At 35.4% G+C, this 13,299-nt stretch carries 14 protein-coding genes; 6 read left to right on the top strand and 8 right to left on the bottom strand.

Annotation, left to right across the window (positions count from 1 at the left end; genetic code table 11):
* Positions 1–34: 34 nt before the first annotated feature.
* From FB6_RS13955 to FB6_RS13965, 3 genes are all read left to right on the top strand, one after another.
* Positions 35–256 (top strand): hypothetical protein, encoded by a 222-nt coding sequence (locus tag FB6_RS13955; RefSeq protein ID WP_174560562.1) that lies wholly within the window; start codon positions 35–37, stop codon positions 254–256.
* 14 nt (positions 257–270) lie between these two features.
* Entirely contained in the window at positions 271–480 is a 210-nt protein-coding gene (locus FB6_RS13960; protein WP_174560563.1) for a hypothetical protein, read from the top strand.
* A gap of 237 nt (positions 481–717) precedes the next feature.
* Positions 718–975 (top strand): hypothetical protein, encoded by a 258-nt coding sequence (locus tag FB6_RS13965; RefSeq protein ID WP_174560564.1) that lies wholly within the window; start codon positions 718–720, stop codon positions 973–975.
* Between the two features lie 115 nt (positions 976–1,090).
* Here the strand turns inward: FB6_RS13965 and FB6_RS13970 are convergent, their stop codons facing one another.
* The 5 genes from FB6_RS13970 to FB6_RS13990 all read right to left on the bottom strand — a co-directional run bounded on the left by FB6_RS13970 (position 1,091) and on the right by FB6_RS13990 (position 4,544).
* On the bottom strand, positions 1,091–1,324 hold the full coding sequence (locus tag FB6_RS13970; RefSeq protein WP_174560565.1) for a DUF2171 domain-containing protein: 234 nt from the start codon (positions 1,322–1,324) through the stop codon (positions 1,091–1,093).
* Positions 1,325–1,692: 368 nt separating this feature from the next.
* The gene (locus tag FB6_RS13975) at positions 1,693–2,325 is read right to left on the bottom strand and encodes an SOS response-associated peptidase (protein WP_174560566.1); all 633 of its coding nucleotides are present in this window, start codon (positions 2,323–2,325) and stop codon (positions 1,693–1,695) included.
* 195 nt (positions 2,326–2,520) lie between these two features.
* Entirely contained in the window at positions 2,521–2,760 is a 240-nt protein-coding gene (locus tag FB6_RS13980; RefSeq protein ID WP_174560567.1) for a hypothetical protein, read from the bottom strand.
* Between the two features lie 248 nt (positions 2,761–3,008).
* Positions 3,009–3,179 (bottom strand): hypothetical protein, encoded by a 171-nt coding sequence (locus tag FB6_RS13985; RefSeq protein WP_174560568.1) that lies wholly within the window; start codon positions 3,177–3,179, stop codon positions 3,009–3,011.
* 921 nt (positions 3,180–4,100) lie between these two features.
* Positions 4,101–4,544 carry an META domain-containing protein gene (locus tag FB6_RS13990; protein ID WP_174560569.1) on the bottom strand — a complete coding sequence of 148 codons (444 nt, stop codon included), beginning with the start codon at positions 4,542–4,544 and terminating at the stop codon, positions 4,101–4,103.
* 406 nt (positions 4,545–4,950) lie between these two features.
* Here FB6_RS13990 and FB6_RS13995 point away from each other — a divergent pair, with 406 nt between their 5' ends.
* The gene (locus tag FB6_RS13995) at positions 4,951–6,093 is read left to right on the top strand and encodes a GGDEF domain-containing protein (RefSeq protein WP_254592251.1); all 1,143 of its coding nucleotides are present in this window, start codon (positions 4,951–4,953) and stop codon (positions 6,091–6,093) included.
* An 827-nt stretch (positions 6,094–6,920) separates the two neighbouring features.
* Positions 6,921–8,078 (top strand): MFS transporter, encoded by a 1,158-nt coding sequence (locus tag FB6_RS14000; protein WP_174560570.1) that lies wholly within the window; start codon positions 6,921–6,923, stop codon positions 8,076–8,078.
* A 34-nt stretch (positions 8,079–8,112) separates the two neighbouring features.
* Here FB6_RS14000 and FB6_RS14005 read toward each other — a convergent pair whose 3' ends face one another.
* Both FB6_RS14005 and FB6_RS14010 read right to left on the bottom strand, forming a co-directional pair.
* Positions 8,113–9,603, bottom strand: a complete 1,491-nt coding sequence (locus tag FB6_RS14005; protein ID WP_174560571.1) for an amidase — start codon at positions 9,601–9,603, stop codon at positions 8,113–8,115.
* Between the two features lie 54 nt (positions 9,604–9,657).
* Positions 9,658–11,088 (bottom strand): GGDEF domain-containing protein, encoded by a 1,431-nt coding sequence (locus FB6_RS14010; protein ID WP_174560753.1) that lies wholly within the window; start codon positions 11,086–11,088, stop codon positions 9,658–9,660.
* A gap of 294 nt (positions 11,089–11,382) precedes the next feature.
* Here FB6_RS14010 and FB6_RS14015 point away from each other — a divergent pair, with 294 nt between their 5' ends.
* Positions 11,383–11,862 carry a hypothetical protein gene (locus FB6_RS14015; protein WP_174560572.1) on the top strand — a complete coding sequence of 160 codons (480 nt, stop codon included), beginning with the start codon at positions 11,383–11,385 and terminating at the stop codon, positions 11,860–11,862.
* A gap of 60 nt (positions 11,863–11,922) precedes the next feature.
* Here the strand turns inward: FB6_RS14015 and accC are convergent, their stop codons facing one another.
* Positions 11,923–13,287, bottom strand: coding sequence for an acetyl-CoA carboxylase biotin carboxylase subunit (accC, locus tag FB6_RS14020; protein ID WP_174560573.1), 1,365 nt, complete (start codon positions 13,285–13,287; stop codon positions 11,923–11,925).
* Positions 13,288–13,299: the final 12 nt, after the last annotated feature.

Raw genomic sequence — 13,299 nt, forward strand, 5'->3', positions numbered from 1 at the left:
GTAAAGCCCCTTTAAATAGTAGAAGGAGTTAGGGATGAATATTAAACCGGTAAAAGCGCATAAAATGAATGAGGATTTTGATACTTCACCAACAGTCATCTATACCGGTGAGTATGATGATGAGCATAATTTGGTGAATGTCTATGACTCATCTCAAGAGCAGTTAACCAAAATCATGGGTACCAATCAATGGATTTTAAATTCGACAGGTGAAATTTATTTTATAGAAGAGGATGTTCCTTATTTCGCAAATTAACAAGGTCATACGAGATGAATACAGTAACGACTTTTCCACAGAAATTGGTCACATTTTACAAGTTAGATAGTCCGGATATTCAGCGTGGTATTTGGGCTAATTATGATAAAAATGGACAATTTATTAATCTAACTAATTATTACGGTAAAAAACTGGATTTGATTGGACCAGATCGAGTGCGTATAGATGGAGAAGTATGGGTCAGTAAAGAGAATTTTAAGTAAGTGATATGCGTGATTTACTCTGCTTTATTATATTGATTTATAGGTATAGATATCAATTCGTGCTGAATAAACCAGATTTAAAACCAGATATTTGAAAATTTCCAGTATTTTTAATAAAAATAAATATTGAATTTAAAAAATAATTTTTTAGTTTGCATAAGCTATAAAATATCACTTTAAGTTAACAGTTGTGTTATATATTGATCATTCTTATGAAAGCTACTATGGCAAGTAAAAATGATTTCAAAACAATTAAGAATACTGAGTACCGTTCTAGCCATTATGGGTCTTTGTTTATTTTTTATTTTTCAATATTTTTTACAGCCTACAGTTCTAGGCGGCTTTAATGAAGGCACTGAACAGTACAATGGTTATCGTTATGCACAAGATAATCAGCTCAAATCAGAAGAGCAGTGTGATGATGAAAAAGATGATCCAGAGATGCATGTTAATCAGGAATTCCTAGAGGGATGTAAGCGCTATTTTCATCAATAGTGATTCATCGCGGAGAATATGCAAAAGTCATCATCAAATTCAACTGAATAAGCATCAAAATAAAAACCCTTTCAAATTAAAGAAAGGGTTTAGCTTTTGAATGGAGTTGTTTTGCTCAGGCAGCAACCCAATGACTTTTAACTTCTTCAGAGTCTACATTGAGCATAACTTGATTGTCTTTGATCTCACTTACCCATGAAAGTGGGATAAGGTGATGACTACCTTCTTCGTTTCTTGTCAGCTTAATTTGATCTGTTCCTTGAAGATGATCCACAGTTCCTACCTTGGTACCACATGTTGCAATTACATCGGCATGCTTGGTAATGTCATTTACATTGAAAGTCGCCATTTCATACCTCTCCTATACTATATAGCGGTAATCTTGCACACTCTAATTTACGGCATTCTTAAGGCTTTATCTCTATATATATGCAAAAGGGAACAAAACTTTAATTAAGTTTACTTTATGACCTGATTATAAAAAATAAATGATTTTAAATGCATGATTAATTGAAAAAATTAATATTTTAATAATATCTGCAACTTTTTGTTATTTTATGCATTTGTGACATATAAAATTAATTTTGAAGTTAAAATATTTATATTAAGTTTAATTATTGCTAATAAAAAAATTCATGCTGCGAATGATGAATATGTATATATGACGATAGAAAATTCAATATGGGACTAAAAATACCTTAATACAGTAACGACGAATTACAGATGTTTTTCTGTTAAATTCTTTTGTGGTGTTGCGATATATTCATCTTTCATTTCAAAGAAGAACTGAGGGGCTTGTTCATTTTTACAACTAAGCCATTCTCTTCGATAATCATCTGGAATTACGATCACGGAACGCTTTTCACCATTAGGTGAGTGAAACTGCCTCATAAAAGGGTGCTGATCAGCATTGATGGTGAGCAAGCTCATTGAACGCACAGCCTTATTATCGATAACTGCATTTTCATAAATTGCTGCGAGGGTAAATGGCAATCCATCTTTGCGAAATATGGCAAACCAATGCGGTTTACCTTCTATATATTTGGGTTCAAAGATGGTTTCCACAGGAACAAGGGCAAATTGGTTTTTATGCCATGCATGCCGGAAACTGGGTTTTTCGGCAACAGTTTCTGTTCTGGCGTTATAGGTATGACGACCATATTTGAGTTCTTTGGCCCAAAATGGAATCAGTCCAAATTTTGCCAGATCCCATTCAGGTTGATCAGCACCATGCATTAAGATAGGTGCATCATATAAGGGGAAAGTATGCTCAGGATATGCAAATGGTGGTTCGCAAAGCCCAAGCAGAAAGGCACGATTTGATTTGATTGTTTCAAATATTGCACACATGAGTGATCTCAATATTTTTTATTTAAAATTATTAAATCAAAAATAATCAATTTAGGTTATACATATTACAAATATTGAACTGTTTATACTAAAACTATATACCTATTTTTTTTATATTTATATGTTTCCTTTAAATGATAAAAAATAAATAAGTTAAGTTTATACGAGTTTATAATCATCATATTTATACTGAGTTTAATCATATTTATATAAATCGATGATTGCATCAATAAAAAAATCATGGTCACTTCTAATCAAAAATACTTCAGCTTCACGCAAGGTAATAAAAATTTTGGCCATCGCTTTATCGGGTGTCCAAAACCATTGACTGGACAATACCAAATGGAGTTCTGAGATCTGCCAGGCATGAGCATCGTCAAACTGATCACGATAGGCAAGAAAATTTTCATGCTTTTTTATGCAATAGAGTGCCATCAGTTGTTTAACCCATTCAGGGGTAAACTATGATTGTAGAAGAGATGTTTCTCTTTATGGTTTTAAAAATTGTGAAAGGAAAATCATGCCTATAAAATTGTAATTTAAAATCATATTTTTACAGGGAAAAATCTATTTAGTATCCCGATAAACGGTAAAAATATTACATGATCCAGATAATTCATAAAGCCCTGATTAAGGGCTTTATGCAAGTAAAAGAACAACTAAATAAAAACTAAAAAAGTGACTTAATGGGAAGCTCTTTTTTTCTTACCTCCACCATCTTGCTTGTTGACCGTAGAACAGGCAATCCGTTCCGCATCTTCTTCAGGGATACCACGTTCTTTTTCACTTTCCTCGATATGTTTGGCCTGACGTTTCTGTTTATCTGTATAAGATGATTTATCACCTCTGGGCATAATCTGATCCTTCTTTAGATTTACAGTTTATTTATTGGAATAAAAATCAAACGCATTTTGGATAAGCATATGTCCATATTTAGTGAAGGAAGTTTTATATCGTGTTTTACAGTAATGATTGAATCTTAAACATGCAGTTCTTATAGACCTAACCATCAGAGAAATAGGAATCTGTCATAAAAAGCTACGTGTTACTCGGATTAGATGAATTGTGATACTGGGTTCAAGTGCCTTTCAAAAATGCAATAGTGATACTCACTAGCAAGATAAAACTACATCTTCAAGCTCGATGGATAAAGATAAATAAGCCTATGAATGAATTAGGTGTTTTTAGTGATGCTTATAATTAAAACCATGAATTGATATTGTTTTACTTTTGACATATTCCGCTAATGTAAATGTAACTAAATTTATAGACAATATCTGAACACAGACGGGCTGTAATGAACGGGTCTGTAACACATGAAGATATCTGTATTGACCTACCTTTACGGGTAGGTTTTTTTTATCTTTATATTTGAAAAATATAGTATTTGTACCCATATTATTATGTAGAAATACTTTTTCTAAACCATATGGGCGAGGTAAAAGACATGTTTAATTCTCTGCGTAAATTATTCTGCATTCATGTTTATGAATATAACTGGGATCAGAAGCAGGGCTATATTCATGAATGCCGTAAATGTGGGAAAAATGATTAATTCATCATTTTGATTTGATGGTTATGATTTCAATGCAGTCTAAAAATAGTCACAACTTGTGCAATTTTTTAACTTATATGAAAGTAGATGAGCAGAAATAATAACAACTAGAAAATATATACATGCAATGTAAATCAGGTTTCACCATATCAGTTCTGTAATAATTATGCAGATTAGAGTGGATTAGCTATATGTCTCTTACAATTTAATAGTGATACTTCTACTTCACATGTTTAAACCTTAGAACAACCTGATTATGATTATCAATTAGCTTTAACTCCGAATCTGTCGCTTCGAAATTAACAACTTGATTTAATAAGGTTTGTGTAAATTTGTAGGGTAAGTCAGTGCCATTGAGGCAAGTTTGTTCTGTTGAAGCTAAATTGGAGAATTTTATTTGTGTTCCTTTGATGGCGTAGCCTCCTATAATTTGATTACAACCATCATAACCATTGAGATAATTATTATTAAATATAAGTGTTGGGACAATAGGTTGTGTAGGTGTAGCTTTATAATTAATTAGGTTGATATCTGTTAGAAGCCAAGTTTTATTTTGCAATTGCATAAAATTTTTGTCAGTTGTAGGCGGCATAATTGATGAAATACATCCTGCTAACAGGCAAAAGCCAGATATTGAAGTTACTACAATAAATTGTCTAAACATTTATATTCTCCAATTTATTTCTATAAAGAATGTGCGATAACTAATTAGTAATATTTTATAAATTTTTTTATCAATCATTTTTTTATTAACTAATCCTCTACAGGAGTAGCCTGAAAAACAAACAGGAGTAGGCTTGTATAGCTAAGGTCTAAAAAGGAGTAAGCATGTTCTAAAAAATTCAATCAGTCTTATAGTCTACTTTCTAGTACAATTTTTTCCGCATTTATTGTTAAGCCCTGCTGCAGCAACATGATCTATAAGGATATTAGGGGGGGAACATTGTGCTGTGGCTAAATTTGTGGATCTTTTAAGTAAATAGAGGAACTTTAATATATTGAAATTTCTTGTTTTTAGACTTAAAAAAGAATTAATATTAACCAATATTTTTCTTTAATTTATTACTTTCGTGAATCTACCAGCTCACCAATATTTTTTACTGGTTGTTCCTAGCTGCCTAATTTTGATTGGCAGTGTGTTTATTGCTGGGCATTTTCTCTTTAAAGCACCGCGTTTTTTATTATGGATGGGGATTGCCTACATTCTTCCTTCAATTGCATTAGGTATTCAAAGCCTGATGACAAATCAACAATTAACAATGACCGCACCTTGGGTTGGTACCCTTTATTTGACTGGTGCATGGGCAACTGCGCATGGTATTGCTTTAAAAGCCAAGTCGTCTTCTAATTTAAAAATATCATTGCTTCTTATTCTGGTTGGTGTGTTTACACTTGGGTATTTTGCATATGTAGATGAAAATCTGTGGCTGCGCATATTAACAATTAATATCATCACTATTCTTCTGCAAGTGATGATCATCCCGAGTGTTTACGCTTTTTTCAAGCGGTCAAATATTCTCAATAAAATGTTGTGTATCAGTTACTTTGTTGTGGTTTTTTATTCAGTCACACGTTTTCTTATCACACTATTTTATTTAAAAAATGTCGAAAGTATTTCAATATCATCATCGAATTGGTGGCTGATGATTCTGGCATTGAATATTTTACTTTGTATTTGGTGTGCCATTCTTATTGTTGCAACAACAATAAAGGAGCTTTTTACCACATTAAATAATGATAGATATAAAGATGTATTAACTGGACTCTATAACCGAAGAGGTTTTTTAGAGAAAGTGAATGCGCTGGCTTTAGATGAAAATATTGAAAAATTTTATTTAATCATGTGTGATATTGATTATTTTAAGAAAATAAATGATACGTGGGGGCATATTGTTGGAGATGAAATTTTAAAAGCTATAGCAGATGTATTAAAAGAAAGCTTAAGACCTCATGATATTCTTGCACGTTTTGGTGGAGAGGAATTTATCATCTTATTAAGCTGTCCAAATGATTATGTTGCAATGAATTTGGCAGATAGAATCAGAAATAACATTCAGAATAAAAAATATACGAAATACGACATTACAGTGACAGCGAGTTTTGGATTAGCCGAAGTATTTCGTGAAGTTGATTTTATGGAAACCTTACAGCTGGCAGACCAACGTCTTTATTCTGCTAAAAATAATGGGCGAAATAGGGTGTGTTATAGATAGCTCATGACGCTGATTTTGTATAGAAAAATTAATTTTCCTTCCTTCCATTCTTTTCATGGCTTATTTGAGCATGAATTTTTTGTATAAATATTTAAGCGTCCTTATGTGATGGAATAGATATTTTAAATTTAATCATAATATACACTTTGGTTTAATAGTGTGACATATTTGTCATTATTTTCTTGTAATGACTATTATGCAGTCATATAATTAACGTTATAAAGTTACTTTTGAGATTTTTAAAATGAACACGATTTTATGGGATGGGGAGAATGTCTTTCCTGAAAAAATTGAATTATTTAAGAAATTCTTAAAAAAGTACTTAAGGTCTGTGAATAACACAGCGCTTCTGAGTGACAACCCTTTTCATTACGATTCATCCGCTGATAAATTTTTGAATTCTGAGATTCAAGAATATTACTTTTTATGGTCTATTGCGTAATCTGATATTTAAATATTATTTAATTTAAACCGCCTTATTAGGCGGTTTTTTATTACTTTAACCTAGAAAGATTCATGTAGGATCATGAGAAAAATTTGTTGCTCATTGTTTGTAAAAGCGAGCATCCATTCAACTTGAACGGTTACTCGTTTCGGGATGTCGAAATTTAAAAGCACATATGTAATATCTACACATCGTCTGCGGGATGTTTTTTTATTTTCTAGAAGTGTTGATGTTAAAATTAAGACGTTAATTAAGAAGTCTACAAGTTGAGGAGAATATTTTTAAAATTTGTAGACTGTTGAAATGCAAATAAAGACAATCCCAAGTAAGCATATGCAATTATGAATAGTAAGTTATTGAAAATTCAAGGTTATGTAAATTGATGCAGGCTCTCCCAATCCAACATAGACTCGGTGGTTTTTACTTTTTCTACTATTCCATTGTTGGAACCTTTATGCCTTTCTGGAATTTGTATCTTGAAGATCAAGGTTTTAATTACCAGCAAATCGGACTTTTATCGTCAATTGCCATTGTGACCCGTTTTTTTGCGCCGTTTATTTGGGGATGGATTGCTGATAAGTCCGGCAAGCGCATGTTATTGGTCCGAATAGCAACGTGGATGGAAGCCTGCATCTGGTTCATGATTTTCCTGGTGCCAAATACTTTTCAAGCCGTTGCTTTGCTTATGTTGATTTTTAGCTTCTTTCAGAATGCAATTTTGGCGCAGTTTGAAGGAGTGACTTTATTTTGGTTAGGGGAAAAACGGACTCAACTCTATGGCAAAGTTAGAAAATGGGGTTCGATTGGGTTTATTGCTGGTGTTTTTGGCATTGGTGCACTACTCGAAATTATCCCGATCTCCATGTTACCCATCATGTTGTTATGTATTGCCTGTTTAGCTTTCCTTTGGGCATTTACTATTCAAGAGCCGCATGCTGCACCACGCTCACAAGAAAAATTGGAACCACTTTTACCCATATTAAAACGCCCTGTAGTAGCTGCATTTTTTGCGATTGAGTTTTTTCTCTTATTTGCCCATGCACCATTTTATAGTTTTTATAGTAATTATTTACATCAAGCCGGTTTTAGCACCACTGAAATTGGTGTGTTGTGGTCAGTTGGTGTAGTGGCGGAAATTATCATGTTTGCTTACGCAACATTTTTTTTCTCTCGTTTTTCATGGCGTCATTTAGTCAGCTTTTGTCTGCTTTTAACTAGCGCAAGATGGATTATAGTTGGATTATTCCCCAACTCATTCATCGTACAATTTTTAGCACAAACGATTCATGCTTTCAGTTTTGGCTTATTTCATATGATTGCAATGCGGATTATCTTTCAAAACTTTTCAATAGGTCAGCAGGGGCGTGGTCAAGCCATGTATAGCACTATGTGGGGCTTAGGTGTGGCATTGGGAAGTATTTTGGCAGGACGTTATTGGCAGATGCTCTCTGGAGAAATGATTTTTGTCATTGCTGGACTTTCAACACTTATAGGCTTGTTGTTTGTTCGATGGTTACCGAAATACATCCAACAAGCCTAAAATTGATTTGTACCCTGTCGTTTAAAGCATCTTTTTAAAGTTGAATTTGGCTGTATCGCTTAAACCAGGGCTGTGCCTGCTCAAGTTGATTGGCTAGTTGCAGTAATACATCTTCACGGGCAAAAGGTGCAATAAATTGTGATCCTAATGGTAAATTTTCTTGATTCCAGTAAAGCGGCACAGACATCGCAGGAAGACCGGTAATGTTGGCTAGCTGGGTAAAGGGTACCCACTTGAGGTTTTCTTTGACGATTTGATCGACCAGCTTACTTTGCGCCAGCAAATGGGCCTTGCCCAATTTTAACAGGCCTTTCAAAATTGGTTTTTGCCAAGCTGGTGTTTTAATCTCGTTATTTTTAGGCGCGACCGAAGCAGTTGCAGGGGTTAAATACAGATCATAACGATCAAAAAAATGATTCATCTGCCGCACATAACCACCCCAGTTATTTAGATTATGAATATATTCAATAGCAGTGGTCTTGCCACCAAATGCAGCCAATGCCAATGAATCCAGTTCAAAATCATCATGTTGAGTTGGATATTGTAGTCTCATTTGTTCCAGCATATAAGAAAACTGGCTAAACCAGGTGGTAATAAAATCTTTGGCAAGGGACATGCCATCAATAGGCGGCTCATCTTCAACCACCGTGTGTCCTAATGACTCTAGCAGTTTTGCTGTATGTTGAACGGCAGCAATGGCATCTTTTGAAACATGGGTGCCAATGGGAGAACGGGTACTAAAGGCAATTTTCAACTTTTTAACTGGTTGTTGCAGGATGTCGAGATAAGAGCTGTGCGGATGCTCAATTTTAAATAATGAACTATGTTCTGCGCCGTGTGTGGCATCCAGCATTGCAGCGCTGTCACGTACAGTTTTGCTCAGAATATGTTGAATCGCGGCACCATGCATAGCTTCGCTCATTTGCGGACCCCATGGCGTACGTCCACGACTCGGTTTTAATCCAAATAGGCCACAATACGATGCCGGAATACGGATAGAACCACCACCATCGCCAGCGCCAGCAATGGGAACAATACCGGCAGCGACCGCAGAAGCAGAACCACCCGAGGAGCCACCACTATTGTGATTCAAATTCCAGGGGTTATGACAGGTTCCCCAAGCTTCTGGTTCAGTAATTCCCTTAATACCAAATTCAGGTGTATTGGTACGTCCAAAGGTAATAATGCCTGATTTTTCCCAACGATTTACAATTTCAGCATTCTGTTCTGCAATATAGTGAATGCGTTTTAAACCTTTACAGCCATATGAGGTGGGATAACCTGCATATTCCTGAAATAGGTCTTTAACTAAGAAAGGTACGCCAGCAAAAGGGCCGTTTAACTGCTGTTGAGTACGCTGATAGGCGTAATCATGCATAGGAATAATAATGGCATTTAATTTAGGATTAGTATCGCTGGCACGTTGCAGAGCGGCATTTAGTACGTCTGTAGATGAAACTTGCTTATTTGCAATCAGTTGGGCCAATCCTAGCCCGTCATATTCTAAATATTCAGCAATATTCATTATTATCCTGATTTTATTGTGATTTAGATTTTAAATGTTTTAAGTGATTTTATATCAAGAAGCAATACTGATTCGATTTCGTCCTAAAGTTTTTGATTGGTAGAGCGCCTGATCAGCCTGATTAATCATGTTTTGCAAACTGACTTCAGTGGGTAAGGAATGGTGGGTGATCCCGATACTGGTGGTAATAAATAATAATTCGTCCTGATTTAGTCGCATGGGTGTTAATTCTGCCTTAAGCCGGATTCTTTCGGCAATCGCATGGCTTTCTTGTAATGTAGTATTCATGATTAAAATAAGAAATTCTTCACCACCTACACGTGCAAAAAGTTCATTGGTGCGAATATTGTCCTGCACAAATTGAGAAAAATGTTGTAGTAATAAATCACCGACATGATGGCCATATTGATCATTCATTTTTTTAAAATGATCCAAATCAAACATAATTAATGATATGGAATTATTTTTTTGATCAAGTAGATATTTTTCACCTTGTTCAAAAAAATGTCGTCGGTTTAAAGTATTGGTTAAACTGTCATAATTGGCTAAACGTAAAACTTTTTTATACAGTTCACGGCGGTTACTGGTAATAATGCACAGAATCAACGGTGCAAAACCCAGCATACATAAACCAATACGAACTGAAATGGTTGTTGTTAGATATGCGTTGGATGAATCTAATAAATAAAAATCAGTGAGACTATGATAGGTAACCAAACAGACTATGCTATTAATAATGGCAACAGTAAAAATAGGATAACTCAAGGCTGCCCAAATTAAAGCTGCAAGAGGGTAAAGTAATGCTCCCGGGCCAACGAAAACATGGGTAAAACTTACTGAAATTAAAATGGCAAGCAAGGGCAAAAACTTAGTGTAATCAAGTTTTCGCAGACTTATCTGTTTAAAATTTTTACGGACTTCCTCGATTGTTGTGGGAAGAAATAAAATAAGGGGTAAAATGGTAATGCAATTGACAATTTCTCCAGCCCACCACATGCCAAAATCAATGCCTAATCGCTGGGTGGACATGAATGTATTAGGCATATAAGGGATGGTAGAAACAGCGAACAATGCACTTGCCAGACATCCGCCTAATGCGCAAATCGTAAATAAATATAGGAAGGTAAAACCTTGGTTGTAGTTTCGGTAATTTAATTTCCAATAACGTATAAAAAACAGCGAAACGATGACATTAATCAGATTTGAGAGCGTAAGGATGAATGTTAGCTGAAAATGATTGCCTGTGACTAAGTCTGCCAGCATATAACCAGTAAATGCACCCAGCCATCCACCAGATACTTTTAAATGGTTATAACGTAAAAAAAGACCGAGCAAAACGGCATTGGCCGGCCATAAATAAGCTAAATAAGTCACTGGGCGGGTTAAAATTCCGCATAAACAACAAATAAAAATGATGCTAGCAGTAATGAAAAAGGCATGCAATTGCTGCTGTGCAGAGATTGATCTGGATGACGTCAGTAGAATTTGCAAAGCTGTTTCCTTGTCGCTCTAAAATTAGCCCAAGTTTTAAGTTGTTTTTATACTTAAAAAAAGAAACATTTTAAGTGAAAATTAAAAATGCAACGTTATTTAGAGGTATAGTATGCAGCTTATTGTTTAGGCAAGTTTATAATAAAAGATTTTATTTTTTTCAAGGTTACACATCGGTAATTTTGGAAATTAGCATGAAATTATATTGTTGTAATATGGTGATAAATACTGGTTTTTCATAAAAATATGTTAAGTTATCCCTATGAATTTTTAGCATTGAATTTATGTATGAAAAGAACATATTTTACAATTTTACTTATATTGTGCTCATCTGTTGCAATGGCAAATGACAATAAAGCAGTTGTTGCAACTGAAGATACGGATCAAGCAGAAAATTCGAATCCTATTCGCGTTGTTACTCGACCTGAAATTGTGGGTCTGTGGGGTATGCAGATTGCGAATAATAAAAAATGTATTGAATATTATAATTTTAAAAGTAATAACAATGTCATCATTAAAAGCGGGGATGAGTGGTCATCTGGAATTTATGATTTCCAGCCAGCTCAAGAAGAGCGTTCTTTATTATCTGCTCTGGTTTTACAGGTTAAATATGACAATAATGAAAAAGATTGTTCAGGTTTGCAAGAAGATCAGACTGGGGAAATTTCTCAATACTTCGTACGATGGAAAAATGCATCGACGATTAATTTTTGCAGTAATGAAAAAGCTGAACAATGCTTTGCAACCTTGTACCGCGTATTGCCCTAATTGATTTTACCAATAAAAAAACCGCTCATCAAGAGCGGTTTTTTTATTTAAAGACCGTGTTTAAGAAGCTTCTTTATGGCCTTCAACTTTTTTCAATAAATGTTTTTCAAGATAATGGATATCCATTGCTTGCTCGCAGAAGTTTTTATCTTCCAGAATCAAATCTTTATGCAAAGGAATATTGGTTTTAATTCCAGTCAGAATCATTTCTTCTAAGGCTTGTTTCATACGTGCAATAGCAGTATGACGATCTTTACCATGAGCAATCAGTTTTGCAATCATTGAGTCATAGTAAGGCGGAATGCTGTATCCTTGATAAATATGCGAATCCAAACGGATACCTGCACCACCTGGAGCATAATAATGTTCAATTTTGCCCGGAGATGGAAGGAATGTGGTTGGATCTTCTGCATTGATACGACATTCCATGGCATGGCCATGACATTCGATATCCTGTTGTTCCAGATTTAACCCCAGACCAGCGGCAATACGAAGTTGTTGTTCAATGATATCCACGCCAGTTACCATTTCAGTAACAGGGTGTTCAACCTGAACACGGGTATTCATTTCAATGAAGAAGAATTCACCATCTTCAAACAGGAACTCGAAAGTACCGGCACCACGGTATTGCATGAGTTTACATGCATTGACACATGCTTCTAGAATATCAGCACGTGCCTGTTCAGGTAAACCTGGTGCAGGTGCTTCTTCCAGTACTTTTTGATGGCGACGCTGTAATGAGCAGTCACGATCATAAAGATGAATCGCATGACCATTACCATCAGCCAAAACCTGGACTTCGACGTGACGTGGTTTTTGCAGGAAGCGTTCCATATAAACCGTGTCATCACCAAACCACATTTCGGCATCACGTTGCGCTGCCTGAACCGATTCGAGCAGGGTATCGACACGTTCAACAATACGCATACCACGACCACCACCACCAGAAGCAGCTTTAACAATCAGCGGGAAGCCAATTTCTTTGGCTTCTGCAAGAGCATTGTGAATAGTCACTGCATGGTCGCAGCCCGGTACGGTTGGTACGCCGGCTTTTTTCATGGCAATAATGGCAGAAACCTTGTTCCCCATTAAGCGAATATGTTCTGGACGTGGCCCAATAAAGATAAAGCCAGAATTTTCAACAATTTCTGCAAACTCGGCATTTTCCGACAAGAAGCCATAACCTGGATGGATGGCATCTGCACCGGTAATTTCAGCAGCAGTAATAATTGCCGGAATGTTTAAATAGCTTTCGCTACTTGCACCCGGACCGATACATACAGCTTCATCACAGAAGCGTAAATGCATCAGATCTTTATCGGCATCGGAATAAATACCTACGGTTTTAATTCCTAAAGTTCTGCAAGCTCGGGTGATGCGTAAAGCAATTTCACCCCGGTTTGCAATTAAAACTTTTTGCAACATTGTGAATCCCCG

The organism is Acinetobacter bouvetii (assembly GCF_902753875.1).
Lineage (GTDB): Bacteria > Pseudomonadota > Gammaproteobacteria > Pseudomonadales > Moraxellaceae > Acinetobacter > Acinetobacter bouvetii_A.

Bases quoted from the DNA above. Each gene is read 5' to 3' on its own strand.
- FB6_RS13990 (WP_174560569.1), bottom strand. From the start codon at position 4,544: ATGTTTAGACAATTTATTGTAGTAACTTCAATATCTGGCTTTTGCCTG.
- FB6_RS14015 (WP_174560572.1), top strand. From the start codon at position 11,383: ATGAAAAGAACATATTTTACAATTTTACTTATATTGTGCTCATCTGTT.
- FB6_RS13985 (WP_174560568.1), bottom strand. From the start codon at position 3,179: ATGCCCAGAGGTGATAAATCATCTTATACAGATAAACAGAAACGTCAG.
- FB6_RS13980 (WP_174560567.1), bottom strand. From the start codon at position 2,760: ATGGCACTCTATTGCATAAAAAAGCATGAAAATTTTCTTGCCTATCGT.
- accC (WP_174560573.1), bottom strand. From the start codon at position 13,287: ATGTTGCAAAAAGTTTTAATTGCAAACCGGGGTGAAATTGCTTTACGC.
- FB6_RS13955 (WP_174560562.1), top strand. From the start codon at position 35: ATGAATATTAAACCGGTAAAAGCGCATAAAATGAATGAGGATTTTGAT.
- FB6_RS13965 (WP_174560564.1), top strand. From the start codon at position 718: ATGATTTCAAAACAATTAAGAATACTGAGTACCGTTCTAGCCATTATG.
- FB6_RS13970 (WP_174560565.1), bottom strand. From the start codon at position 1,324: ATGGCGACTTTCAATGTAAATGACATTACCAAGCATGCCGATGTAATT.
- FB6_RS13975 (WP_174560566.1), bottom strand. From the start codon at position 2,325: ATGTGTGCAATATTTGAAACAATCAAATCAAATCGTGCCTTTCTGCTT.
- FB6_RS13960 (WP_174560563.1), top strand. From the start codon at position 271: ATGAATACAGTAACGACTTTTCCACAGAAATTGGTCACATTTTACAAG.
- FB6_RS14000 (WP_174560570.1), top strand. From the start codon at position 6,921: ATGCAGGCTCTCCCAATCCAACATAGACTCGGTGGTTTTTACTTTTTC.
- FB6_RS14005 (WP_174560571.1), bottom strand. From the start codon at position 9,603: ATGAATATTGCTGAATATTTAGAATATGACGGGCTAGGATTGGCCCAA.